The sequence below is a fragment of the Komagataeibacter europaeus genome (assembly GCF_002173515.1).
GTDB classification, from domain to species: domain Bacteria; phylum Pseudomonadota; class Alphaproteobacteria; order Acetobacterales; family Acetobacteraceae; genus Komagataeibacter; species Komagataeibacter europaeus.
This window is the reverse complement of the sequence record NZ_CP021467.1, coordinates 471,327-492,911: the sequence shown is the minus strand read 5'-3', so window position 1 is coordinate 492,911 and position 21,585 is coordinate 471,327. Positions and strand designations below refer to the sequence as shown.

Below are 21,585 nucleotides of genomic sequence, written 5' to 3'. Positions count from 1 at the left end.
GCCCCATGAAAAAACGACTGCTGGCTGTGATATTCTGGCTGTCCATGCCGACAGGGTCCGCATTGGCCGCCGATGGCGCGACGCTTTTCCTGGCAAATTGCAGCGTATGCCACCAGGCCAATGCACTGGGCGTGCCGGGGCAGTTTCCATCACTGGCCGGACGGGTGGACAGGATTGCCAGTACGCCGGAGGGCAAACAGTACATCGTGGGTGTTGCGCTGAATGGCCTCATGGGGCCGATTACGGCGGGGGGCAATGCCTATAGCGGGTTCATGCCATCCTTCAAGATGCTGCCCGATGACCAGATCGCCGCCATCCTCAACCATGTGGCGGGGCTGCCGGGTGGGACGGATGCCACGATTTTCAGTGTGGATGACGTTGTTGCGGGCCGGAAGAAGTCCATCACCCCATCCGCCATGGTGGAAAAGCGCAAGGCGCTTGAGGCACAGCATCCGCTGCCCTGACAGATATGAAAAAGGGGACCATGACTTGGTCCCCCTTTCTGTTACCCATGCCGTGGCACGGGGCCGAAGGCGGCTTTACCGGCCCGGCGCGCGCACGGCCGTGACCTCGATTTCAACCAGCCAGCCCGGGTTGCCCAGATGGGCCACGCCAAAAGCGGAACGGACGGGCAGGTTCGGCTGCTTCGCCGTACCGAAGAACTGGGTATAGGCCTTCATCATCCCGTCAAAATCCAGCTTGCCCAGTTTGGGATCCTCAACCATGTAAACATGCATCTGGACCACATCGCCCAGATCCAGACCCAGCTTTTTCAGTTCGCCCTGAATGGATTCCAGGGCGGCGCGGGTCTGGGTGCGTGTATCGCCATAGGCCGCGATTGTATGCGGGTCGGCCTTTTTATCCTGTATTGGCGCGCCCTCACCGCTTAGATAAATTGTCGAGGCCCCTGCCGGCACCTCGATCACGGTGGAAATGGGGAAATCCTTTTCCGGGTGGCGCACGATGCCATCCGCCGCATGCGCGGGCAGCGCAGCCCCCACGCCAGTCATGAGCGCAAGTGCGGCAAGGGCTGTTTTCATGTCAGGCATCAATATATCTCCTTGGGCGGGATGGCTGGCCGCTGGGGCGTTACATCAGCCGGGGTCACGGGATCGGTATAGTTATTGCCAAAATGCGTGCGGATATAGCCCACGACACCGGCAATCTGCTGGTCCGTCAACATTTCCGAAAACCATGGCATGCCGCCATACCCATTCATGATGACATAGATCGGATAGGCGCTGACCTGCAGCCTGGCGTTACCGGCCAGTGCCGGGAACCGCGCGCTCGCCCCCACGGCGCCCCTGCCATCGGGCATATGGCAGCCCTGGCAGACGTGGTGGTACACGTCCTCTCCCGTCGCCATGGGCTGGACAGTGCCTTCGAACGCGCTGGCGCTGTCGGCATGCGCCGTACCGGACGGGGCCAGCAGCGGCAGGGCAAGCAGGGTGGAAAGGCATATGATCCGGCGCATCAGCTGGCCCCCTGTGCCCGTTTATGCAGTTAGGTTACGGCATCCAGCGCGGACAGGATGGCCCCTTCCTGCCAGCATCCGACATAGGATGCATGTTCGCCCGCCAGCACGATGCGGTTATCCATTGTGCACAGCGTCTTGTAATGGGTCTTGCGGGCCTGCTCGCTCCACATTGAACAGCAGCCCAGCGCCCAGGGCACGCGGCTCCATGCAAGGCTGACGCCGTTTGAAAATTCCTTGCGATACGTGCCGGGATGCAGGACCTCGCCCTGTGCCAGCGCCTGTTCCAGGCGTGCCTGTGGCGTCATGCCCGCGAAGTCGAAGGCGGCGGGGCCAAACATGTAGCCCCCCAGCAGGACCGCTGGCCCACGGGAAAAATAGCCATGGCTGGGATAGGAAATCTGGCTGATCGGCTGGTCGGTAAAGCTGATGCCGCCGTAGATCTGGTCATCTTCCTCCCAGAAGCGACGCCTGAACTCCATTCCCATCTTGACCGAAGAGGCATAGGGCACCGCCATGATCGCGGCCTTGAGCGGCGCGCTGACCTGCACATCCATCTGTGACAGGATGGACAGCGGAATGGTGCAGACGCAGTAATCGGCCTGCGCCTGCCGCGCCACGCCGCCATGGTTCATGTCATCATACATGACCCGCACGCCGTGTTCGTCCTGCTGTATGGATGTAACCTTGCAGTTCAGGGTGATCAGATCATGCACCTGGCGGTTGAACCCCTTGCCGATCATGTCCATGCCACCCACGGGCTGGAACATGGTCGTCTGCATTTCAAGGCGTTCGTGGAAAGCCATCCAGGTCCACAGCCCCGAACGCAGCACATCCCTGCGCGCAAACGGGTCGGAGGGGATCGGCGCGCCGTCAATACCGCCACCCTGCGGCCGGGTATATCCACGACGCTGGGAACTGGTGTCGCCCTTGCGGTAGGTCAGATCCGGGTCCAGCCCGCCCCACTGTTCCATGGCGGTGCGCAGGTGTTCGCGTTCATCCGCGTCCACCACGTCATTCAGCTTGTGCTGGTCGATCGCCTTGCCCAGCAGTTCGGTCGTAAAGCCGGTGAAATCGCTTGAAAATTCACGGTAGCGGACCGGTTTTCCGTCAAACGCAGTGGAGGAATGAAGCCATGAATTATGGTTCAGTTCCACAAACGGTTCCAGTTCCACCCCGAATTCCCGGCAGTAATGCAACAGGCCCTGATGGTGATAGGGGATGCGCCATGGACCGGGATTGATGTAGTTGCCCGATGCGAAACCGACCTTCTGCACGGCGCCACCCAGTTCGGTCACCGTGTCGCCGCCACGCAGGCTGATATTGCGCCCCCCGCTTCGCCCCTGGAATTCCAGGACCTGTACCGCGTAACCCGCCTTGCGCAGTTCGTAGGCGGACAGCATTCCGGCCAGTCCCGCGCCAAGCACCAGCACGCGCGTCCCGCGTCTGGCACCCGACAGGACTGGTGGCGCCGTGAAATCCGTCCCCTGCGCATGCCCCATGGTGGTCATGGCCTGATACAGTGCCGCGCTACCGGCAAGCGTGCCGATCCGGGTCAGGAGCTGCCTGCGCGTGGGGGTCTTGGGCGGATGGGAGTCTGTCATCAATCAATCCCAGGAAATCAACGAAAACAATAGCCTGTCTTAACAGCCCTTTCCGGCTGCACCATATCCCGACCGGAACGATCCCCGGCCGAAACACAATGTCTTTGCTTTATATACAATACTGATTGTTTTTAAAAATATGATTTATCCTGATATTTTATATTATATTTCCTGATTTCATATGCAGTAAACGCAAAATAATAAATGTTTTTTCATATCCGGAACATTTTATTGTATTCGGTTATGCCGGATATGAAATATGAAATCCCTAAAGTCATGTTTGTAATTTCATGTCCATGTTTTCACGGACAGGGAACCCTGTCCGCCGCCGCGCATTGGCATGCCGTTCATGACCGGCGAAGGGTAAGCCATATTTTAATATCCCCGCCCTGACGGTAGTGACATGGTTTGTCATAATTCATCCATCTTGGAACGGAAAACCGGCATGGCGCCCAACCACGCAAACGCCAGTCCCGCCCCACTGGGGCTTATGGGATTTGGCATGACCACTGTCCTGCTCAACCTGCACAATGCGCAGATCGTGCCAATGGGTTCAGCCATCATGGCCATGGGCCTGATCTTTGGCGGCATGACGCAGTTCATTGCCGGGGTGCTGGAATATGGCAACCGCAATACGTTTGGCATGACGGCCTTCATGGCCTATGGGGCATTCTGGATTTCGCTGGCTGTGTTGCTGTTCCTGCCACACTGGGGGCTTGCACCTGAATCCTCCCCTGCGCTGATGGGCAGCTACATGTGGGTATGGGCGCTGTTCACGGCCATCATAGCGGTTGGGTCACTGACGGCCTCACGCATGCATCAGGTCGTGTTCTTCAGCCTGACGCTGCTGTTTGTCCTGCTTGGCTGTGCGGAGATATCTGGCCGACCCATGCTGGGCATTGTCGCGGGATATGATGGGCTGCTCTGTGGCCTGAGTGCGATATACTTGGCGGCCAGCGAGATTCTTGAAATCCAGTTTGGCCACGCCGTCCTGCCGGTCGGGTTGCCGCACGCCCCCGGCGAGATCCCGCACAAGGACGATCTCGTGGTTCATATTTCCTGAACGCCGACCGGATTTACCTGTCAGGTGGCATTCCGGCCCGTTCACGTTCCAGCAGCCATTGCTTGCGCCCGACACCCCAGCGATACCCTGACAGACTGCCATCACTGCGTATGACGCGATGGCAGGGTACGACCACCGCCAGCCTGTTCGCGGCACATGCCCCCGCCACGGCCCGTACCGCGCCCGGCCTGCCGATCCGTGCCGCCAGTTCCGTATAGGTCATGGTACTCCCGCACGGTATGGCACGCAGCGCCTGCCATACCTGCTGCTGGAATGGTGTGCCCTGGATATGCAGCTTCAGGTCAGGCGACGTCCATGGCGTATCAATGCATGCCAGCACTGCCGCAAGGGTACGATCCGCCATCCGGTCATGCACCGGGCGGGCACCCGGAAAGCTGGCCAATGCCGCGTGATGGAGGGATTCCGGATCATCACCCAGCATGATGGCGACAATGCCTTCGTCCCCCATCGCCACCAGCACCGCCCCAAGGGCGGACTGGCCCATGACAAGCCGGGCAGGCATGGCGGCGGGCGACGCTGGTTTCATGACCGGGAGACCTCCCTGTAGGACACGACCCTATCGCATCCACGCCCAAGGATACAACAGGGATGACGTGCCTGGAACAGGTCATCCCTGAACCGTCGCGTCATCCGGAAGGTTTTGGTGAGGCTGTTTTCAAAAAGCTTCGAAGAATGCCGCCTTTCTGAAAAAAGGCGGCACCCAGAAACTTCCATTTAACAATGATTTTTATAAACGGTCCCTTAGCGCAGAATACCGGTGTGCCCGACGGAATACCGCCCCGGCTGCGGCCACACGGTCAGACCATGCGGTTCCAGCCCCACGGGGATGCTACGCATGGCGCCTGTGGTGGTATCGATGGCATAGACGACATCATCAAACCGGCCGGACAGCCACAGCGTCCTGCCGTCATTGCTGACATTACCCATGTCGGGGCTGCCGCCACCGGGAATGGGCCAGTTGGCCACGACCCTGTCCGTTGCGAAATCAATCACACTGACACCACCAGCCTTGCTGTGCGGCGGGCCATGGATCTTGTGCGATCCCCGATTGGCCACGTACATCTTTGTGCCATCACGGCTGGGATACAGGCCATGCGTGCCGATACCGGTGGGAATGAAACCCGTTTCACGAAAGGTATCGCCATCGATCACGAACACACCATCGGCATGCATGTCCGCCACATAGAATTTGTGGCCGTCCGGCGCGGTCAGGATATCCTGCGGCATGCCGCCACGCGACAGCTTCAGGTATCCGATCAGCGTACGATTGACGGTATCGACCTTGGCCAGATAGCCGCCAAATTCACAGGTGAAAATGGCATAGCGCCCGTCAATGGAAAAATCGGCATGATTGACCCCCCTGCACTGCGGGACCGACACCGAACCCTGCATTTCCATTGTATGCGGGTCACGAAAATCCAGCCGCTGACGGGCCTCGGCCACCGTAATGGCGGATTTGCCATCGGGGGTGAAATACATGTTGTACGGATCATCCACCGCCACATTGGCTAGGGGCTGCGTGGTGCGCGGGTCGATGGGCGTCAGGCTGCCCTCGGTCGTGCCTTCCGCATTGTTGGTGACCCACAACGTGCGCAGGTCCCATGACGGGACGACATGCTGCGGGCTTTTGCCCACCTTGAACCGCGCGATGACCTTATACGTCTGCGGATCGATCACATATACATTGTTTGACCGCAGGTTGGGCACGTAGATGCGCGGCGGATCCTTCGCCACTTCGGGATTCAGGTTCCCGGCCCGGGTTTCGGTATAGATGTTGGTCGGGTCCACCACGGGGGGCATCCCCGGAATAGTATCCACGACCTGCGCAAGTGCGCTGCCACCCAGCAGCAGGAGCATGCCCAGCCCCAGAACCGGCAGCTTTTTCTTTTGTATCATAGTGTGATCCTGTTTCTTGCGGCCCCTATAGCACGCCATGCCGCTGGTGCAATCAGTGCGGATTCTGTCCTGTTGGGTCGTGTTGCATGGCCGCCACGGCCGCCGCCACCTGCATGCTGGCCCCTGCCTGCCCCAACGCCGCGCTGGCCTGTCGCGGGTCACCGCCATACACCCCCTGCGCCGCGGTGGGCAGGGACGCCGCCCGCAGGGCCTGCGTACGCACCAGATCAGGGTCCAGCGCCAGCATGAGCGATGTATCGGACAGGTCGGCATGCATTCCCACCTCCGCCGCATGGCCATGCTGGCGCAGCCAGGTGGCATAGGCGCCGGGCACCACGTCATAATAACCCGCGACATACAGGACATGCGCGCCCTGCCCATGCCACCGGCGGTTGAGCGTATCCGCCACCGTGCGCAGGTCCTTCTGGTAGCCACCATGGTCGCCAATCAGCACCACGCGCCTGAATCCCTGCACCCGGAAGCTTTCCGCCGCATCCGACAGCAATGCACGGAAGGTTGCGGGGGCAATGCTGATCGTGCCGGGAAAACGCATGTGGGACGTGCGCGGCGACGTGCCGCCTTCGGGTACGTACGCCACCACTGGCGCGACAAGGGTATGACCGGCATCACGGGCAATGCGCCGCGCGAGGATCATGGCACGCACGTCATGCTTGCCTACCGCGATATAGGGGCCGCTCTGTTCCGTGCCGCCGACGGGAATGATGATGGTGGTGTCACCCCCGTGGATGGCGTCGCGGATTTCGGTCCATGTCAGGTCGGCGAAATCGACCGTGTCGGGCGCCGCCGCATGCGCGGTCGCGCCGGCATGCAACGCCAGCGCCAGCGAAAGCCCGGACAGGAAACCAGAGAACATACGCATACGGCAGCCATCCCCACAACGATGCATGACACATGCCGCTCCTGTTGCCCTGTACGCAGGCAGTTGGCAACTGTCATGGCGCGGGGGAATGAAACCCTGTCCGCCCATGCCCGTTGGAAAAACCGTACCTTCTCCCTCACCCCTGTTTTTTCCCGCACTCACCTGCACGGATATGTACCCACGCCATGGCAAAGACACCCCATTCCCCCACCTCCTCCACCACGCATACCGGCGCGGGGGGTGAAACCCACCAGACGGCAGGCGGCGATACCCCCGTCATGACCACCCAGCAGGGTGTCGCGGTATCGGATGACCAGAACACCCTGCGCGCGGGCGCCCGTGGCCCGGCGTTGATGGAGGATTTCCATTTCCGGGAAAAAATCTTCCATTTTGACCATGAACGCATCCCCGAGCGCGTGGTCCATGCCCGTGGCTATGGCGCGCATGGCTATTTCGAACTGACCGACAGCCTGAGCGATGTCTGCAAGGCCGATATTTTTGGCAACGTGGGCGAACGCACGCCCGCCTTCGTCCGGTTTTCCACCGTTGCGGGCAACAAGGGATCGGCGGACGTGGTGCGCGACGTGCGCGGTTTTGCCGTCAAGCTTTATACAGGACAGGGCAACTGGGACCTTGTGGGTAACAACATTCCCGTCTTTTTCATACAGGACGCCATCAAGTTCCCCGATTTCGTCCACGCGGCCAAGCAGGAACCGGATCGCGATTTCCCGCAGGCGCAGACGGCGCATGACAATTTCTGGGATTTCGTATCCCTGTCGCCCGAAGCCACGCACATGGTCATGTGGGCCATGTCGGACCGGGCCATCCCGCGTTCCTTCCGCTTCATGGAAGGCTTCGGGGTGCATACCTTCCGGCTGGTCAATGACGAAGGCCGTTCAACCTACGTCAAGTTCCACTGGAAGCCGAAGCTGGGCCTGCAGTCGGTCGTGTGGAACGAAGCGCTGAAGATCAATGGCGCCGATCCCGATTTCCATCGCCGTGACCTGTGGCAGGCCATAAGCAGCGGCAATTTCCCGGAATGGGAACTGGGCGTGCAACTGTTTGATGATGACTTTGCCGACAGTTTTGACTTTGACATCCTCGACCCCACCAAGCTGATACCCGAGGAACTGGTACCCGTCCGCCGCGTGGGTCGGCTGGTGCTGGACCGGATGCCGGACAATTTCTTTGCCGAGACCGAACAGGTCGCCTTCTGCACCCAGAATGTCGTGCCCGGAATCGACTTCACCAATGACCCGCTGCTGCAGGGGCGCAATTTTTCCTACCTTGATACCCAGACCAAGCGCCTTGGCGGCCCCAACTTCACACATATCCCCATAAACGCGCCCAAATGCCCGTTCCACAATTTCCAGCAGGACGGGCACATGGCCATGCACAACCCGAAGGGCCGGGCCAATTACGAACCCAATTCATGGTCCCAGCCCGTCGGTGGCCCGCGTGAAAGCGTGGATGGTTACAGGTCGTACCCCGATATGGTGTCGGGCCAGAAAGTCCGCCAGCGTTCGGAATCCTTTGCCGACCATTACAGCCAGGCGCGCCAGTTCTTCATCAGCCAGACCCCGGTGGAACAGACGCATATCCGCGATGCGTTCGTGTTTGAGCTGAGCAAGGTGGAAACCCCCGCCATCCGCGCCCGCATGGTCAGCCATCTGCTGCATGTCGATCAGGAACTGGCCAAGGGGGTAGCGAAGGGGCTGGGCCTGTCGCCCCTGCCCGCACCGGCACCCGCCGCGCGGCCCGTGGTCGAGGGGCTGGAGCCATCACCCGCGCTGAGCATCCTGAAAAACGGACCGGACAGCTTTGCCGGTCGCAAGCTGGGCATTGTCGTAACGGACGGGGTCGATGCCACCCTGCTGGCCGCCCTGCGCGACGCCGCCGAGGATGCGGGGGCCACGGTCGAACTGATCGCCCCCACCGTGGGGGGCCTGAAGGACAGCGCGGGCCACGACCTGACCGCGCAGCAGAAGATCAATGGCGGTCCGTCCGTTCTGTATGACGCCGTGGCCCTGCTGCCCACGGTCGAAGGGGCCAATGTCCTGCGCCACGAGGCCACCATGCGCGACTTCATTTCCGACGCCTTCGCCCATGCCAAGTTCATTGCGCATAACGATGCCGCCGAAATCGTGCTGGCCGCGGCGGGACTGCACCCCAAGGCACGCGACAGGGGCGTGATCGCCGTGCATGGCGCACAGGACGCGGCCGGTTTCATCCAGACCTGCGGCGCACTGCGGCTGTGGGAACGCGAGGGTCACGTCCACGCCATCTGACCCCCTTGCGCCCGGCTGCCCCACACCCCCACAATGAAGGGGCAGCCGGGCAGATCCAGCCCGGCCTTGCCACAAGCAGGAGCCCGCCCCATGACCGACGCCCCAGCCGTCCATCGTCCCCATGTCTCCATCACGTACTGCACGCAGTGCAACTGGCTGCTGCGGGCGGGGTGGATGGCGCAGGAACTGCTGTCCACTTTCGGTCAGGATCTTGGCAGCGTGACCCTTGTCCCCGGCGGCGGCGGTCATTTTGAAATCACGGTTGATGGCCACAGCGTGTGGGAACGCAAGCGCGACGGCGGTTTTCCGGGCCCGAAGGAGCTGAAGCAGCGCGTGCGTGACATCATCGCGCCGGATCGCGACATGGGCCATGTCGACCGCTAAAAACGCTCCTCGACCCCCTTGCCGCGCATTGTAACGCCCCCCTGCCCACCCCATAATAACGGGTATGATCACATCATACGCCCCCAATGCCACGCATGGCGCCAACGCCCATGATATCCGTCAGGAAGTGGCGCGCCTGCGCAGGCTTGCAACATTGCTGGACGCCGCCTTTCGCATTCCCGGCACGAAGGCGCGCTGGGGACTGGATACGCTGATCGGGCTGCTGCCGGTGGGCGGAACGGTGATCATGCTCCTGCCCTCGCTTTATATCGTGTGGAAAAGCTGGCATCTGGGCGTGGGCCGACCGGTACTTGCGCGCATGATGGGCAATATCATCGTGGAAGCCCTGGCCGACCTCGTGCCGGTTCTGGGGGATGTGTTTGACACCGCCTTCAAGGCCGACCTGCGTAATGTCGCCCTGCTGGAACAGCATTTCGGCCTGTCCACACCCCGGACGCCATGACCGTGGCGGGCGGCCACTTGCATGCCGGGCCTGATATAATACACAACATGGCATGATCCATTTTTCCCCGCTCCGGTTTTCCATCCGTCATGGCTGACCATACGCTGACGCTTGCATTCGACCTGCTGCGGCGGGGACAGTTCGCCCATGCCCGCGCCATGCTGGAGGACTGCCCCGCCTCCCCCCGTGTCGAGATCCTGCTGGCCCATGCCCATGCGGGATGCAACCGCGTGCAGGAAGCCGCCCGCCTGCTGTGCCGCCAGGCCGTAGCCAATCCCGGCGCACGCCACCCGGCATACGATATGCTGGCCCTGCTGCTGCCACACGACCGGGTGGATGAAGCCGAAGCGGTCCTGCGCGCCGTCCGGCAGCGCGCGCGGCAGGATATCCGCACGCATGACATGCTGGGGGAACTGCTGCTGCAGCGCGGCCGGACGGCTGAAGCGCAGGAAGTGCTGGCCGAAGGTCTGGCCCTGTCACCCGCGCAGCTGAGTACCGGCAACCTCATGGCCATAACCCTGATGGAACAGGGCGAATTCGCGGCGGCGCACGACCTGTTGCATTACATCGTGCAACACCATCCCGACAGCGCCATGACGCAGGCCAACCTTGCCCACCTGCTGGGGGCATGGAACCGGCTGGATGCGGCATTGCAGGCCCATTCGCGCGCGCTGGCGTTGCGCCCGGATGATGCGCGCCTGCGCATGAACCATGCATTGACACTGCTGAAAAGTGGCCGCATGGCCGAAGGCTGGGCGGAATATGAATGGCGGCGGAAAATGCCCGGTCGCCAGCGCCTGCCCGAACATGAAATGCTGCCTGTCCTGCCACCGGATGCCGACCTGCATGGCCGCTCCATCCTGATTACCCGCGAAGGGGGACTGGGAGACATGCTGATGATGCTGCGCTTCGTGCCCGTGCTGGTGGGCATGGGCGCGCAGGTCAGCATCCAGGCGCCCGAGACACTGCACGGCCTGATACGGCGCATGGGTGGGATACGGCGCGTGTTCAGTGAACAGGTGTCCCTGCCACCGCATGACTGGTATTGTCCCTTCCTCAGCCTGCCGCATGTCCTGCGCAACACGCCTGGCCATGCGGGGGCGGACGTGCCCTACCTGCGCGCCAGTCCCGAACTGGTGCGGCAATGGGCGCCGTTCCTGCCCACCGGCACGGACCTGCGCGTGGGACTGGTCTGGGGTGGGGCCAGCCGCCCGGATGTGCCCGCCGCCCATGCCATGGACCGCCGCCGGTCGATCCCGCTGCGCAAATTCGCGCCGCTGGCCGGAATGCCGGGCATAAGTCTGGTCAGCCTGCAGAAAGGCGTCTACGCCCGGCAGATGCACGACATGCCCGCAGGCATGCGCCTGTATGACCCGATGGAAAGCGTGCGGGACATGGATGACACGGCTGCCCTGATCGCGGGGCTGGATGTCGTGGTTTCGGTTGATACGTCGGTGGCCCATCTGGCGGGTGCGACGGGGTGTCCCGTCATCCTGCTGGACCGGTTCGATAACTGCTGGCGCTGGCTTTCGGACCGCACGGACAGTCCGTGGTATCCCACCCTGCGCATCATACGCCAGATCAACAGCGGAATGTGGGACGACGTGGTCCACCGGTTATGCAGCGTGCTGGCCAAGCGCGATTTCCCACCCGCGCGGCGGGGAAACAATCACCCGGTTACCGGATAACGGCATGACATGGCTACGGCCACCTGTTCCATGCTACCGGATCCGGTATTATAATATTAATGTGTTGAATACTGTTAATAGGATGTTATTCTAGGTTGATGCTTGTCATGGGCATTATGGGAATGACCCATGTTACGGCTACAGATCAGGTGGATACGGACTGGAACCTGTTCCTCCGACTTCATCTGTCGGTGGAACAGGCATGGAACAGTCACTTCAGGGTGTGGATTCAGGAAAGCGCCCGGCAAAGGCGATTTCCGTCAGTGGCCTGCGGGTGGACGGGACTTCCCGCGCGCGCAGGGATTCAGGCAGGCTGGCGGCCTGCCCCTGCCGTCCGATGACGAGGGCCGCATTCAGCGCATAATCATCGGGCAGTTCCAGGCCGGAACGTGCCTGTTTATGATCAAACCCGCTGATGGGATGGGCCGCCCATCCGGCCTGGCTAAGCTGAAGCTGCACCAGCACGGCTGCCGCACCCGCATCGAATGAATGGGTGGGCGCAGGCACGGGTTCGGCAGCACCACCGCCGGTCACGGTATGGGATGCGACGTAGACCAGCGCCGACGCATTCTGCGCCCAGGCATGGTTGAACGGGATCAGCCATGACAGGAAACGCTCCCAGTCCGGCGTATCCCTGCGGGCGTAAATGAAACGCCATGGCTGCGCGTTATAGGCGGATGGCGCCCACCGCCCGGCATCAAGGAAGGACAGCAGCGTCGCTTCGTCAATCGGGGCAGGCGTGAAGGCGCGCGGGGACCAGCGATCAAGGATCAGGCGGTCCACGGGGGTATTGGATACACGTTCGGGAGCTTTGGTCATGTCAGGCCTGTATGGTTAAAAAGGGGTGGAAGCATGCGGGCGCGCCTAATCATCCTGCACACCCAGCGCATCCAGCAATACGCCACGCAGGTGGATGAAACCCGGATCGGCATGATGGCGCGGGCGTTCAGGGGCAATGGCCATATCGGTGCGGATGCGGCCACGGTCCAGCACAATGGCACGGTCAGCCAGCATCAGGGCTTCATCCACATCATGCGTGACCAGCAGCACCGCGCAGCCGTGGCGTGCCCATAACCGCGACACCAGCCGCTGCATCTTCAGCCGTGCCAGCGCGTCAAGGGCGGCAAACGGTTCATCCAGCATAAGGAAGGCTGGCCTGCGCACCAGCGCGCGCGCCAGCGCGGCACGCTGTGTTTCCCCACCCGACAGCGTCAGCGGCCATGCATCCACGCGGTGGCCCAGTTCGACTTCCTCCAGCATCGCAATCGCCCGATCGCGTCGGTCCGCCCCCGTCTGCCCCAGCACGACATTTTCCCACACCCGCTTCCATGGCAGCAGGCGTCCGTCCTGAAACACGACCGAAACCGCATCGGGACGGGACAACGTGCCTTCATTGACCGGATCAAGACCGGCCAGCGTGCGCAGCAGGGTGGATTTGCCCGAACCACTATGACCCAGCAAGGCCATGAATTCCCCTGGCGCAATGGTCAGGTCAAGACTGTCCAGCACCGCAGGCCCGCGCCCGAAACGGCGTGTCAGGCCATTTATGGCAACAACGCCATTCGCGGGGGCGACGCCATCACGCATCCCGTCCGGCATGACCACGGCGTTCATGCCCCCTGCCCCCGCTGGTGAACCGGCCGCCATGACAGCAACGCACGCTCCATCAGGCGCACGACCTGATCCGACACAAGGCCCAGCAGGCCGTAGATCACCAATCCCACCATGATGATGTCCGTGCGCAGGAAATCCTGTGCCTCCATCATCATGTGGCCAATCCCGCTTTCGGCGTTCACCTGTTCCGCCACCACCAGCATGAGCCATGACATGCCCACCGCAAAACGCAGCCCCACCAGCAGGTCGGGCAGCGCACCGGGCAGGATCACGTCGCGGATGGTCTGCAGGCGCGACAGGCCGAGCGTACGGGTCATTTCCAGCAGGCGGGGATCAATCGAACGGATCCCCTTGTGCAGGTTGAGATAGATGGGAAAGGTCGCCCCCAGTGCGACAAGGGCGATCTTGGGCACCTCCCCAATGCCGAACCACAGGATGAACAGCGGCACCATGGCAAGGGCGGGCAGCGTGCGCAGGATCTGTAGCGGGGCATCGACAATATCCTCGCCCAGTCGCGACAGCCCCGATATCAGCGCAAATCCCACCCCGAGAACCACGGCAATGGCAAGGCCGGTCGCCGCGCGGACAAGGGATACGCCAAGGTTTGCACCCAGCGTGCCATCACGCAGCAGGCCCCACCCCGTCATGATGACCTGCATGGGGGACGCCACCTGCCGGGTGGACACCATCCCGGTGGAACACGCCCCCTGCCACAACAGCACCAGAATGACCGGTGAGGCATAACGCAGCAAGGTGTGCGCATCCACATGGCGAAGCATGGTGCGCCCATGCCACGGGACGGATGCGGAGGGAATGACAGTGACGGGCATATGCGCCGATCCTTCATGCAATGGGCGTGCGAAACGGCCTCACCCAATCCCCGCAATATGAAGGAAAATACGATTAATACAACTATTTTTGTGTTTATATGGAATTATATGATCAATTCGTGTTTTTATATTCCACATTTAATATCGTTAAATACGACTTTCACCGCCCTTCCCCCAATGACAGGGAAAGGGAGGCAGCCTGCATCAGCCCTGATACACACGCCCCGGCGGCAGCAGCTTGCCGGGATTAAGAATATGGTGGGGATCCATGGTGTTCTTCAGCGCGCGCATGACACTCAGCGTGCCATCACCATGTTCGGTTTCCAGAAATTCCAGCTTGCCCATGCCCACGCCATGTTCCCCGCTGCATGATCCACCCAGCGCCAGGGCGCGGAACACGATCTTGCGGTCCAGATCCAGTGCGCGGGCATAACCCTCTGGCGTATGGTCCGTAATGATCAGGGCATGGAAATTACCATCCCCCACATGCCCCAGCAGGGGCACGCGCAGGCCGGATCGGGCAATATCTTCCCGCACGCCCGCAATCAGTTCCGCCAGGCGGGAAATGGGCACGATGCAGTCAGTGGAAATGACGCGCGCGGTCGGTTCGATCGCCTTGGCTGCCCAGAACGCGTCATGCCGGGCTTTCCACAACCGCGTGCGCTCTTCCGCCGTGTCAGCCCAGGCAAAGGACAGGCCGTGATTGGACAGGGCGATCGCCTCGGTCTGCGTGACCTGTTCCGCCACGGCGGCGGGTGCCCCCGCAAATTCAAAGAACAGCGTGGTCAGCGGTTCATACCCGGTCAGGCCGGAATAACGGATGGAGGCAGCCATCTGCACATCATCCAGCAGTTCAACGCGACTAATGGGAATGCCGCACTGAATGATTTCAATGGCCGTCTGCACGGCGTCATTCAGGTCGGAAAACTGGCAGACGGCAGCGGAAATGGTTTCGGGCCGGCCATGCAGGCGCAATTGGACCTCGGTTACGATACCCAGCGTGCCTTCCGACCCGATAAACAGGGATGTCAGGTCATATCCGGTGGAGGACTTGCGCACGCGCCCACCGGTACGGATCACCTCCCCCGTCGCCAGCACGACCGTCAGCCCAAGGACATTTTCCTTCATCGTGCCGTAGCGCACCGCCGCCGTGCCCGATGCCCGGGTCGCGCACATGCCGCCCAGCGTGGCCTCGCCCCCCGGGTCAACCGGAAAGAACAGGCCCGTATCGCGGATCTGCGCATTCAGGGCCTGACGGGTCAGACCGGCCTGCACGCGGCAGTCAAGGTCCTCGGCATTCAGTTCCACGATGTCCGTCATGCCCGACAGGTCAAGGCTTATGCCATGTTCCGCCGGGGTGACGTGCCCTTCCACCGATGTCCCGGCGCCAAAGGCCACGACAGGCACCCGGTGGGCATGGCAGGCCCGCAACACGGTTGCGACATCATCCGTCGATTCCGCGAATACCACGGCGGCAGGCAGGCGCGCGGCGTCCATGGCCTCCCCATGGCTATGGGCTTCCAGCACGGAGGGAGACGTGCTGATACGCGCCGCCAGGCCATTTTCACGCAGGGTGGCCAGCACGCCGTCAAGACGGTCAGCGGGGGAAGAAGGGCAGTCAGTCATGCGAGGGAACCATCCGGTCAGAACACAGCAAAATGCCATTGTAACAACACATACGGCAATGACCATGCCCCCTTGCGCCCCTGTGGCACATGCCGCACATGACATAGGCGGGAGCAGCGGCAGGATCTGTACCCATCATGGAACGCAGGGCGGCTTCCCCCGACCCGCCAGCATTGTCCCGCCGCCATGACGCCGACTGTTCTCAGTCAAACGTTTTCCCACGCGGCCGCACGATCGGCAGGATGTTGCCGGTTACGGCGTAATAGACGCGTTCTGAAATATTGGTGGCATGGTCGCCAATGCGCTCAAGGTTCTTGGCGATGAACAAAAGATGGGCGCACGGGCCGATATTGCGCGGATCTTCCATCATATAGGTCACCAGTTCACGGAACAGAGAGACATACAGTTCATCCACCGCCGTATCCGAATGCCAGACAATACGCGCAAGTTCCGGGTCGCGCTGGTCCATCGCATCAATGGTGCGCCGCAGATTTTCCTGCACCAGGCGCCCCATGCTGTGCAATCCCGTCAGCGAAATGGGGCAGGACAGCAGTTCATTGCGCATGGCGCGGCGCGCGATGGAGGCGGCGCAGTCCCCGATGCGTTCAAGATCACCCGATATTTTCAGCGCGACCACAACCTCGCGCAGGTCGCCCGCCATCGGCGCGCGCAGCGCCAGCAGGCGAATGACCAGTGCCTCGGTCTCGCGTTCCAGTTCGTCAACCTGCGGGTCCATTTCGGGCGCGTCGAGGGCCGCTTCCTCATCATGTTCGACCACGGCGGTAATGGCCTGCGCCACCTGCCGTTCCACCAGCCCACCCATCTTGTTTACCAGCGAACGGAGCTGTTCCAGTTCCTGTTCATAACTCTGGACCGTATGTACGGATTCATGTGGCATCGTTACTGCTTTCGCTCTCAGCCGAAGCGGCCGGTAATATAATCCTGGGTGCGTTTGGCATGAGGGGCGGTGAACATCTTGTCCGCCGTGTCCACCTCCACCAGTTCGCCCATGTAGAAAAACGCGACGCGGTCCGCGCATCTCGCTGCCTGCTGCAGGTTGTGCGTCACGATGGCGATGGAAAATTCCTGCTTCAGTTCATCCAGCAGTTCCTCGATCCGCGCGGTGGAAATCGGGTCGAGCGCGCTGGTCGGTTCATCCAGCAGGATGACCTCGGGCCGTGTCGCAATGGTGCGGGCAATGCACAGCCGCTGCTGCTGCCCGCCCGACAGGGCGGCGGCGGAGGCATTGAGCCGGTCCTTGACCTCGTTCCACAACGCCACGCGCCGCAGTACCCCCTCTACGCGCTGGTCCATCTCCGTGCGCGACAGGCGTTCATGCAGCCGCACGCCAAAGGCGATGTTGTCGTAGATGGACATGGGAAACGGCGTGGGTTTCTGGAACACCATGCCAATGCGCGAACGCAGCACGTTCACATCCAGACCGGGCGAGAGGATGTTGCGCCCGTCAAACAGCACCTCCCCCGTCGCGCGCTGGCCGGGATAGAGGTCATACATGCGGTTGAGGATACGCAGCAGCGTTGACTTGCCACAGCCCGACGGCCCGATCATGCCCGTGACCTGATGGATCGGGAAATCCAGCGATATGTCCTTCAGCGCGTGGTTGCTGCCGTACCAGAAATTCAGGTTGCGTATCGCCAGCGCCGGCTGCAGCGTATCGCGGCCCGTCGTGTCATCCATGATGATTTTGTTCATTGTTGTGCAGATCCATTACGCGTCAGCCACCAGCGGGCAAGGATGTTTGTCGCAAGCACCGCGACAGTAATCAGCAACGCTCCGGTCCATGCCATCTGCACCCAGTCATCATAGGCCGACCCGGCGTACTGGTAGATCGTGACCGGCAGGCTGGCCATTGGCGCATTGAGGCTGGTGGACCAGTTCAGGTTGCCAAGGGAGGTAAAAAGCAGGGGCGCCGTCTCGCCCGATATCCGCGCCAGTGCGAGCAGGATGCCGGTCATGATGCCGCCCCGTGCCGAACGCAGGCAGACATTCAGGATCACCCGCCACCCCGGCGCGCCCAGCGCATAGGCCGCTTCACGCATGGCGCGGGGAACAAGGCGCAGCATGTCCTCCGTCGTGCGGACGACGATGGGAATGAACAGGACCGCCAGCGCCAGCGTGCCCGCCATGCCGGAAAAATGCCCTGCCGGTTCCACGAAGATCAGATAGATGAACAGCCCAACCAGAATGGACGGCACCGACAGCAGCATGTCGGACACGAACCGGACCAGTGAGACAATCCGCCCATCCTGGGCGAATTCCGACAGGTAGATCCCCGCCATCATGCCGATCGGCGTGCCGATCAGGGCGGCAAGGCCGGTCTGTTCGCAACTGCCGATAATGGCGTTCGCCAGGCCGCCACCGCTGCCGGGGGCGGCCGTACTATGCAGGAAGGTCGGCAGCGACAGCCCCCCTGCCCCACGCGTCACCAGTGTCCATAAAATTGAAAACAGCACGAACAGCACGATAACCGTCGCCAGATTGCACAGCAGGCTGACAAACCGTTCAACCAGCCTGCGCCGCACGGCCTGCGCACCGCCGCGCTGCCACCCGCCGGCGTCAATAGATTGCGATTTCGGGGATGCCATCATGGACTTCCTCAGTTCGCCGTGCCGCGCTGCAGAAAAATGCGCGAACAGGCCAGGGTAATGAATGAAATGATCATGAGGATCGCGCCAAGAGCCAGCAGGACGGACAGCTTGAGGCTGCCTGCCGCGCTTTCGGGAAATTCCAGCGCGATCAGCGAGGCGATGGTGTTGCCCGGCGCGAACAGCGACCAGCCCATACGGTTGCTGTTGCCAATGACGAAGGTCACGGCCATCGTCTCACCCAATGCGCGCCCGGTGCCCAGCATGATGCCGCCCATGACCGCCTGCCGCGACCACGGCAGGACGACCTGGCGCATTACCTCCCACCGTGTGGCGCCAAGGCCGAAGGCGCTTTCCTTCAGCACGGCGGGAATGGAGACGAAGACATCCGTCATGACCGAACAGATGAAGGGCGTGATCATGATGGCCAGGATCAGCCCGCCACTCAGCAGTCCGGTGCCATAGGGCGCACCGCGAAACAGCAGGCCGATGCCGGGCACATGGCCTAGGTAACGCGTGACCGTGGGTTCAATGTAATGGGCCATGAACGGCACCACGATGAAAAAACCCCACATGCCAAATATGATGGAAGGCACGGCGGCCAGAAGCTGCACGGCGGTTTCGATAAACCGCGCCAGTGCCGGGGGGGCCATTTCCACCAGCCAGAACGCCACGCCGAATGCAAACGGCACGGCAAAGACAAGGGCGATCAGGGTGGTGACCAGAGTGCCGAAAATGGAGGTCGCTGCGCCAAAATGGTTTGAAATCGGGTTCCATGCCGTGCTGGTGAAAAAGCCGGGGCCAAAGGTGGAAAATGCCCGCCATCCCCCGCTGACCAGCACAATGACAATGCCCGCCATGACCAGCAGGATGAACCATCCGGCCAGGCGGGCGATCATGCCAAAAACCAGGTCGCCCAACCGCCCGCGCGCACTCCTGTCCATTGCGGCGCCATCGCCGGGCGTAATGGTGGATGGAAGTTCCATCATGTAATTCCTGATGTATATGACACAACAGCAGAACTAGGCCGCCATGGCGAACGATGGCAATAATAACCTGATCTGTTTTGTATGAAGTTTTTATGACACCCACCATTACATGCACGCCAATATGTATATTTGCGCATGTCATATAAAGTTCATCTATTTCCGGTTGCCCGCGCACGCGAACTACTGCATAGCACCCACATCGGGACGGTGTTGCACACACCCGCTCTTATGGGAAAACAGGCAGGAATCAGCCTTATGTTTGAATCCAGCGTTATTGAAATCGATGGGATCTTTGTTGGTATCGTTTTCCACAACGGTCCCGATGAGCCCTATGAATTCCGTGCCATGCATGAACGTGTAACGCAAATGGACGGAGATATCCTGCCCACGTTCGAAGCTGCCGTGGCGCAGGCCCGCAGCCGCTTCCGACTTGGTCGCACCAAGGCCACGCGCACGATGGAAACCACACGCCTGCGGGCCTGAAGCCCTTCCCCGCGTGGATTGCAGGCGATATTTCCATTTTTTATTGAAATGTGAATATTATATTAAATAAGTACAATACATATTATATTTTTATTTATTGTTATCTATGGTGCGCAAAGCAATAACTTACTGGTGTATTGTTTCATGCTCCACTTCGCGCCCTATTCGGCTTTTTCCATCATCGCACTGGTCATATGCTTTGCGCTTGTCTGCATCTTTGAATTCGTAAACGGTTTCCATGATACGGCCAATGCCGTTGCGACCGTCATCTATACCAGATCACTCAGGCCCCGCACCGCCGTCATCTGGTCGGGGTGCATGAATTTTGTCGGCGTGCTGGTGGGCGGGATCAGCGTGGCCTACGGGCTGGTTGAACTGCTGCCGGCGGATGTTCTTTCGCCCCCCAATGGTGACCCGGCCGTGCCGATGCTTATTTCGCTGTTTGGCACGGCGCTGGCGTGGAACCTGTTTACATGGTGGTTCGGCATCCCGAATTCCAGTTCCCATTGCGTCATCGGCGCGCTGATCGGGATCGCCATCGGGGATGCACTGCTGCATACGCGTGACCTGGGCAACAGCGTTGACTGGTCACAGATATGGAAAATCCTGCGGGCACTGGCCATTTCCCCCCTGATGGGACTGGTTGGCGCGGGTGGGCTGTATTTCATCATCAAGCATCTTGTCCATGATCCCGAACTCTACCAGCCGCCACAGGGTGACAAACCGACACGCGGCTGGGTCCGGGGCCTACTGATCCTGACCTGCACCGGCGTCAGCTTTTCCCATGGCAGCAATGACGGGCAGAAAAGCATCGGCCTGATCATGCTGACCATCATCGGCATCCTGCCCACCACCTTCGCCCTGGCCCCCGACAGCACGCCGCGTATTCCCCATGTCGCGGAATACGCCACCAGCGCCGCGCCACTGATCGAACAGTATGACCATGACGGCCTGCGTGACGAGGCAATTGCCGCGGTGGGTCGCCTGTCCCGGACCGATGCGGCGCATGTTGTCCCCTCCGTCCTGCGCGCGGACATGTATGAAGTCGTCGCGGGACTGAAGGCCGTATCAGCCAACCCGTCCGCCTCGACCCATGAACGCGCACAGGCCAAGGTGCTGGGCAACCAGATGCGTCCGGTGGTGGAATACGCGCCGTGGTGGGTGCGTCTGCTCAGCGCGCTGTGCCTGGGTATCGGCACCATGATCGGTTACAAGCGGATCGTGCATACGCTGGGTGAAAAAATCGGCAATACACACCTGACGCCAGCACAGGGCGCGTCCGCCGAACTGGTGGGGGCCGGCCTGATCGCAACCGCGGGCTATACCGGCCTGCCGGTCAGCACGACACATATCATCACCGCCGGTATCGCGGGCACCATGCTGGGGTCCGGTTCAGGCATCAATCGTGGCATGCTGGTCAAGATCGCACTGGCATGGGTCTGCACCCTGCCGGTGACCATCACACTTGCGGCCGGACTGTTCTATATTCTCAATGCATGATCCTGCCTGACACAGGCAAAAAAGAACCGGGGCCGCATGATGCGCAGCCCCGGTTTTTTATATCAGCAACAGAATAAGGAACTTGCGTCCCTTAGGGACTGTTTGAAAAGTTGGCCCGGAAAACATTCAGCAATCATAAAGAAGTTTTTGGTGACGGTTTTTTTCAAAAATCTTCA

Annotated in this window: 22 protein-coding genes; 8 read left to right on the top strand and 14 right to left on the bottom strand. The window is 61.1% G+C overall.

Features of this window, described 5'->3' with window-relative positions; genetic code table 11:
- Window positions 1–5 precede the first annotated feature (5 nt).
- A complete protein-coding gene (locus S101446_RS02120) occupies window positions 6–464 on the top strand; it encodes a c-type cytochrome (RefSeq protein WP_087607460.1) in 459 nt (152 codons plus the stop codon).
- A gap of 75 nt (window positions 465–539) precedes the next feature.
- Here the strand turns inward: S101446_RS02120 and S101446_RS02115 are convergent, their stop codons facing one another.
- The 3 genes from S101446_RS02115 to S101446_RS02105 are packed head-to-tail and all read right to left on the bottom strand — an operon-like array spanning window position 540 to window position 3,078.
- Complete coding sequence (locus S101446_RS02115) at window positions 540–1,049, bottom strand: RidA family protein (RefSeq protein ID WP_087607459.1); 510 nt, start codon at window positions 1,047–1,049, stop codon at window positions 540–542.
- Window positions 1,049–1,474 (bottom strand): c-type cytochrome, encoded by a 426-nt coding sequence (locus tag S101446_RS02110; RefSeq protein WP_019086363.1) that lies wholly within the window; start codon window positions 1,472–1,474, stop codon window positions 1,049–1,051. The genes S101446_RS02115 and S101446_RS02110 overlap by 1 nt, the downstream gene beginning before the upstream one ends.
- A 29-nt stretch (window positions 1,475–1,503) precedes the next feature.
- Window positions 1,504–3,078 carry a flavin monoamine oxidase family protein gene (locus tag S101446_RS02105; protein WP_087607458.1) on the bottom strand — a complete coding sequence of 525 codons (1,575 nt, stop codon included), beginning with the start codon at window positions 3,076–3,078 and terminating at the stop codon, window positions 1,504–1,506.
- 445 nt (window positions 3,079–3,523) lie between these two features.
- Between S101446_RS02105 and S101446_RS02100 the strand changes: the two genes are divergently transcribed.
- On the top strand, window positions 3,524–4,141 hold the full coding sequence (locus tag S101446_RS02100; RefSeq protein ID WP_208620543.1) for an acetate uptake transporter: 618 nt from the start codon (window positions 3,524–3,526) through the stop codon (window positions 4,139–4,141).
- A 13-nt stretch (window positions 4,142–4,154) separates the two neighbouring features.
- Here the strand turns inward: S101446_RS02100 and S101446_RS02095 are convergent, their stop codons facing one another.
- The 3 genes from S101446_RS02095 to S101446_RS02085 all read right to left on the bottom strand — a co-directional run bounded on the left by S101446_RS02095 (window position 4,155) and on the right by S101446_RS02085 (window position 6,938).
- Window positions 4,155–4,664 carry a methylated-DNA--[protein]-cysteine S-methyltransferase gene (locus tag S101446_RS02095; protein ID WP_087607456.1) on the bottom strand — a complete coding sequence of 170 codons (510 nt, stop codon included), beginning with the start codon at window positions 4,662–4,664 and terminating at the stop codon, window positions 4,155–4,157.
- A 239-nt stretch (window positions 4,665–4,903) separates the two neighbouring features.
- Window positions 4,904–6,058 (bottom strand): YncE family protein, encoded by a 1,155-nt coding sequence (locus S101446_RS02090; protein ID WP_087607455.1) that lies wholly within the window; start codon window positions 6,056–6,058, stop codon window positions 4,904–4,906.
- Window positions 6,059–6,110: 52 nt separating this feature from the next.
- The gene (locus S101446_RS02085; protein ID WP_087607454.1) at window positions 6,111–6,938 is read right to left on the bottom strand and encodes a creatininase family protein; all 828 of its coding nucleotides are present in this window, start codon (window positions 6,936–6,938) and stop codon (window positions 6,111–6,113) included.
- Between the two features lie 185 nt (window positions 6,939–7,123).
- On the opposite strand from S101446_RS02085, the gene S101446_RS02080 reads away from it, so the two are divergent.
- The 4 genes from S101446_RS02080 to S101446_RS02065 all read left to right on the top strand — a co-directional run bounded on the left by S101446_RS02080 (window position 7,124) and on the right by S101446_RS02065 (window position 11,761).
- Complete coding sequence (locus tag S101446_RS02080; RefSeq protein ID WP_087607453.1) at window positions 7,124–9,226, top strand: catalase; 2,103 nt, start codon at window positions 7,124–7,126, stop codon at window positions 9,224–9,226.
- Window positions 9,227–9,316: 90 nt separating this feature from the next.
- Entirely contained in the window at window positions 9,317–9,610 is a 294-nt protein-coding gene (locus S101446_RS02075) for a SelT/SelW/SelH family protein (protein WP_010507538.1), read from the top strand.
- A 64-nt stretch (window positions 9,611–9,674) separates the two neighbouring features.
- Window positions 9,675–10,073: a DUF4112 domain-containing protein gene (locus S101446_RS02070; RefSeq protein WP_010507537.1), complete on the top strand. Its 399-nt coding sequence runs from the start codon at window positions 9,675–9,677 to the stop codon at window positions 10,071–10,073.
- A gap of 89 nt (window positions 10,074–10,162) precedes the next feature.
- Window positions 10,163–11,761 (top strand): tetratricopeptide repeat protein, encoded by a 1,599-nt coding sequence (locus tag S101446_RS02065; RefSeq protein WP_087607452.1) that lies wholly within the window; start codon window positions 10,163–10,165, stop codon window positions 11,759–11,761.
- Between the two features lie 216 nt (window positions 11,762–11,977).
- Here S101446_RS02065 and S101446_RS02060 read toward each other — a convergent pair whose 3' ends face one another.
- From S101446_RS02060 to pstC, 8 genes are all read right to left on the bottom strand, one after another.
- Window positions 11,978–12,580, bottom strand: a complete 603-nt coding sequence (locus tag S101446_RS02060) for a nitroreductase family protein (RefSeq protein WP_087607451.1) — start codon at window positions 12,578–12,580, stop codon at window positions 11,978–11,980.
- 45 nt (window positions 12,581–12,625) lie between these two features.
- A complete protein-coding gene (locus S101446_RS02055) occupies window positions 12,626–13,375 on the bottom strand; it encodes an ABC transporter ATP-binding protein (RefSeq protein ID WP_087608802.1) in 750 nt (249 codons plus the stop codon).
- Window positions 13,372–14,154 (bottom strand): ABC transporter permease, encoded by a 783-nt coding sequence (locus tag S101446_RS02050; RefSeq protein ID WP_167376452.1) that lies wholly within the window; start codon window positions 14,152–14,154, stop codon window positions 13,372–13,374. Before S101446_RS02050 ends, S101446_RS02055 begins: the two co-directional genes overlap by 4 nt.
- 255 nt (window positions 14,155–14,409) lie before the next feature.
- Entirely contained in the window at window positions 14,410–15,831 is a 1,422-nt protein-coding gene (locus S101446_RS02045; protein ID WP_087607449.1) for an FAD-binding oxidoreductase, read from the bottom strand.
- Window positions 15,832–16,033: 202 nt separating this feature from the next.
- Window positions 16,034–16,729, bottom strand: coding sequence for a phosphate signaling complex protein PhoU (phoU, locus tag S101446_RS02040; protein ID WP_026018717.1), 696 nt, complete (start codon window positions 16,727–16,729; stop codon window positions 16,034–16,036).
- A 17-nt stretch (window positions 16,730–16,746) separates the two neighbouring features.
- On the bottom strand, window positions 16,747–17,544 hold the full coding sequence (gene pstB / locus S101446_RS02035; protein ID WP_010507524.1) for a phosphate ABC transporter ATP-binding protein PstB: 798 nt from the start codon (window positions 17,542–17,544) through the stop codon (window positions 16,747–16,749).
- On the bottom strand, window positions 17,541–18,440 hold the full coding sequence (pstA, locus tag S101446_RS02030) for a phosphate ABC transporter permease PstA (protein WP_010507523.1): 900 nt from the start codon (window positions 18,438–18,440) through the stop codon (window positions 17,541–17,543). The genes pstB and pstA overlap by 4 nt, the downstream gene beginning before the upstream one ends.
- Before the next feature lie 8 nt (window positions 18,441–18,448).
- Window positions 18,449–19,426, bottom strand: coding sequence for a phosphate ABC transporter permease subunit PstC (gene pstC, locus S101446_RS02025; RefSeq protein ID WP_010507522.1), 978 nt, complete (start codon window positions 19,424–19,426; stop codon window positions 18,449–18,451).
- A gap of 255 nt (window positions 19,427–19,681) precedes the next feature.
- On the opposite strand from pstC, the gene S101446_RS02020 reads away from it, so the two are divergent.
- The gene (locus tag S101446_RS02020; protein WP_010507520.1) at window positions 19,682–19,909 is read left to right on the top strand and encodes a hypothetical protein; all 228 of its coding nucleotides are present in this window, start codon (window positions 19,682–19,684) and stop codon (window positions 19,907–19,909) included.
- Between the two features lie 144 nt (window positions 19,910–20,053).
- Complete coding sequence (locus S101446_RS02015) at window positions 20,054–21,409, top strand: inorganic phosphate transporter (RefSeq protein ID WP_087607448.1); 1,356 nt, start codon at window positions 20,054–20,056, stop codon at window positions 21,407–21,409.
- The last annotated feature ends 176 nt before the right edge of the window (window positions 21,410–21,585 follow it).

Bases quoted from the DNA above. Each gene is read 5' to 3' on its own strand.
- S101446_RS02120 (WP_087607460.1), top strand. From the start codon at position 6: ATGAAAAAACGACTGCTGGCTGTGATATTCTGGCTGTCCATGCCGACA.
- S101446_RS02115 (WP_087607459.1), bottom strand. From the start codon at position 1,049: ATGCCTGACATGAAAACAGCCCTTGCCGCACTTGCGCTCATGACTGGC.
- S101446_RS02110 (WP_019086363.1), bottom strand. From the start codon at position 1,474: ATGCGCCGGATCATATGCCTTTCCACCCTGCTTGCCCTGCCGCTGCTG.
- S101446_RS02105 (WP_087607458.1), bottom strand. From the start codon at position 3,078: ATGACAGACTCCCATCCGCCCAAGACCCCCACGCGCAGGCAGCTCCTG.
- S101446_RS02100 (WP_208620543.1), top strand. From the start codon at position 3,524: ATGGCGCCCAACCACGCAAACGCCAGTCCCGCCCCACTGGGGCTTATG.
- S101446_RS02095 (WP_087607456.1), bottom strand. From the start codon at position 4,664: ATGCCTGCCCGGCTTGTCATGGGCCAGTCCGCCCTTGGGGCGGTGCTG.
- S101446_RS02090 (WP_087607455.1), bottom strand. From the start codon at position 6,058: ATGATACAAAAGAAAAAGCTGCCGGTTCTGGGGCTGGGCATGCTCCTG.
- S101446_RS02085 (WP_087607454.1), bottom strand. From the start codon at position 6,938: ATGCGTATGTTCTCTGGTTTCCTGTCCGGGCTTTCGCTGGCGCTGGCG.
- S101446_RS02080 (WP_087607453.1), top strand. From the start codon at position 7,124: ATGGCAAAGACACCCCATTCCCCCACCTCCTCCACCACGCATACCGGC.
- S101446_RS02075 (WP_010507538.1), top strand. From the start codon at position 9,317: ATGACCGACGCCCCAGCCGTCCATCGTCCCCATGTCTCCATCACGTAC.
- S101446_RS02070 (WP_010507537.1), top strand. From the start codon at position 9,675: ATGATCACATCATACGCCCCCAATGCCACGCATGGCGCCAACGCCCAT.
- S101446_RS02065 (WP_087607452.1), top strand. From the start codon at position 10,163: ATGGCTGACCATACGCTGACGCTTGCATTCGACCTGCTGCGGCGGGGA.
- S101446_RS02060 (WP_087607451.1), bottom strand. From the start codon at position 12,580: ATGACCAAAGCTCCCGAACGTGTATCCAATACCCCCGTGGACCGCCTG.
- S101446_RS02055 (WP_087608802.1), bottom strand. From the start codon at position 13,375: ATGAACGCCGTGGTCATGCCGGACGGGATGCGTGATGGCGTCGCCCCC.
- S101446_RS02050 (WP_167376452.1), bottom strand. From the start codon at position 14,154: ATGCTTCGCCATGTGGATGCGCACACCTTGCTGCGTTATGCCTCACCG.
- S101446_RS02045 (WP_087607449.1), bottom strand. From the start codon at position 15,831: ATGACTGACTGCCCTTCTTCCCCCGCTGACCGTCTTGACGGCGTGCTG.
- phoU (WP_026018717.1), bottom strand. From the start codon at position 16,729: ATGCCACATGAATCCGTACATACGGTCCAGAGTTATGAACAGGAACTG.
- pstB (WP_010507524.1), bottom strand. From the start codon at position 17,544: ATGAACAAAATCATCATGGATGACACGACGGGCCGCGATACGCTGCAG.
- pstA (WP_010507523.1), bottom strand. From the start codon at position 18,440: ATGATGGCATCCCCGAAATCGCAATCTATTGACGCCGGCGGGTGGCAG.
- pstC (WP_010507522.1), bottom strand. From the start codon at position 19,426: ATGATGGAACTTCCATCCACCATTACGCCCGGCGATGGCGCCGCAATG.
- S101446_RS02020 (WP_010507520.1), top strand. From the start codon at position 19,682: ATGTTTGAATCCAGCGTTATTGAAATCGATGGGATCTTTGTTGGTATC.
- S101446_RS02015 (WP_087607448.1), top strand. From the start codon at position 20,054: ATGCTCCACTTCGCGCCCTATTCGGCTTTTTCCATCATCGCACTGGTC.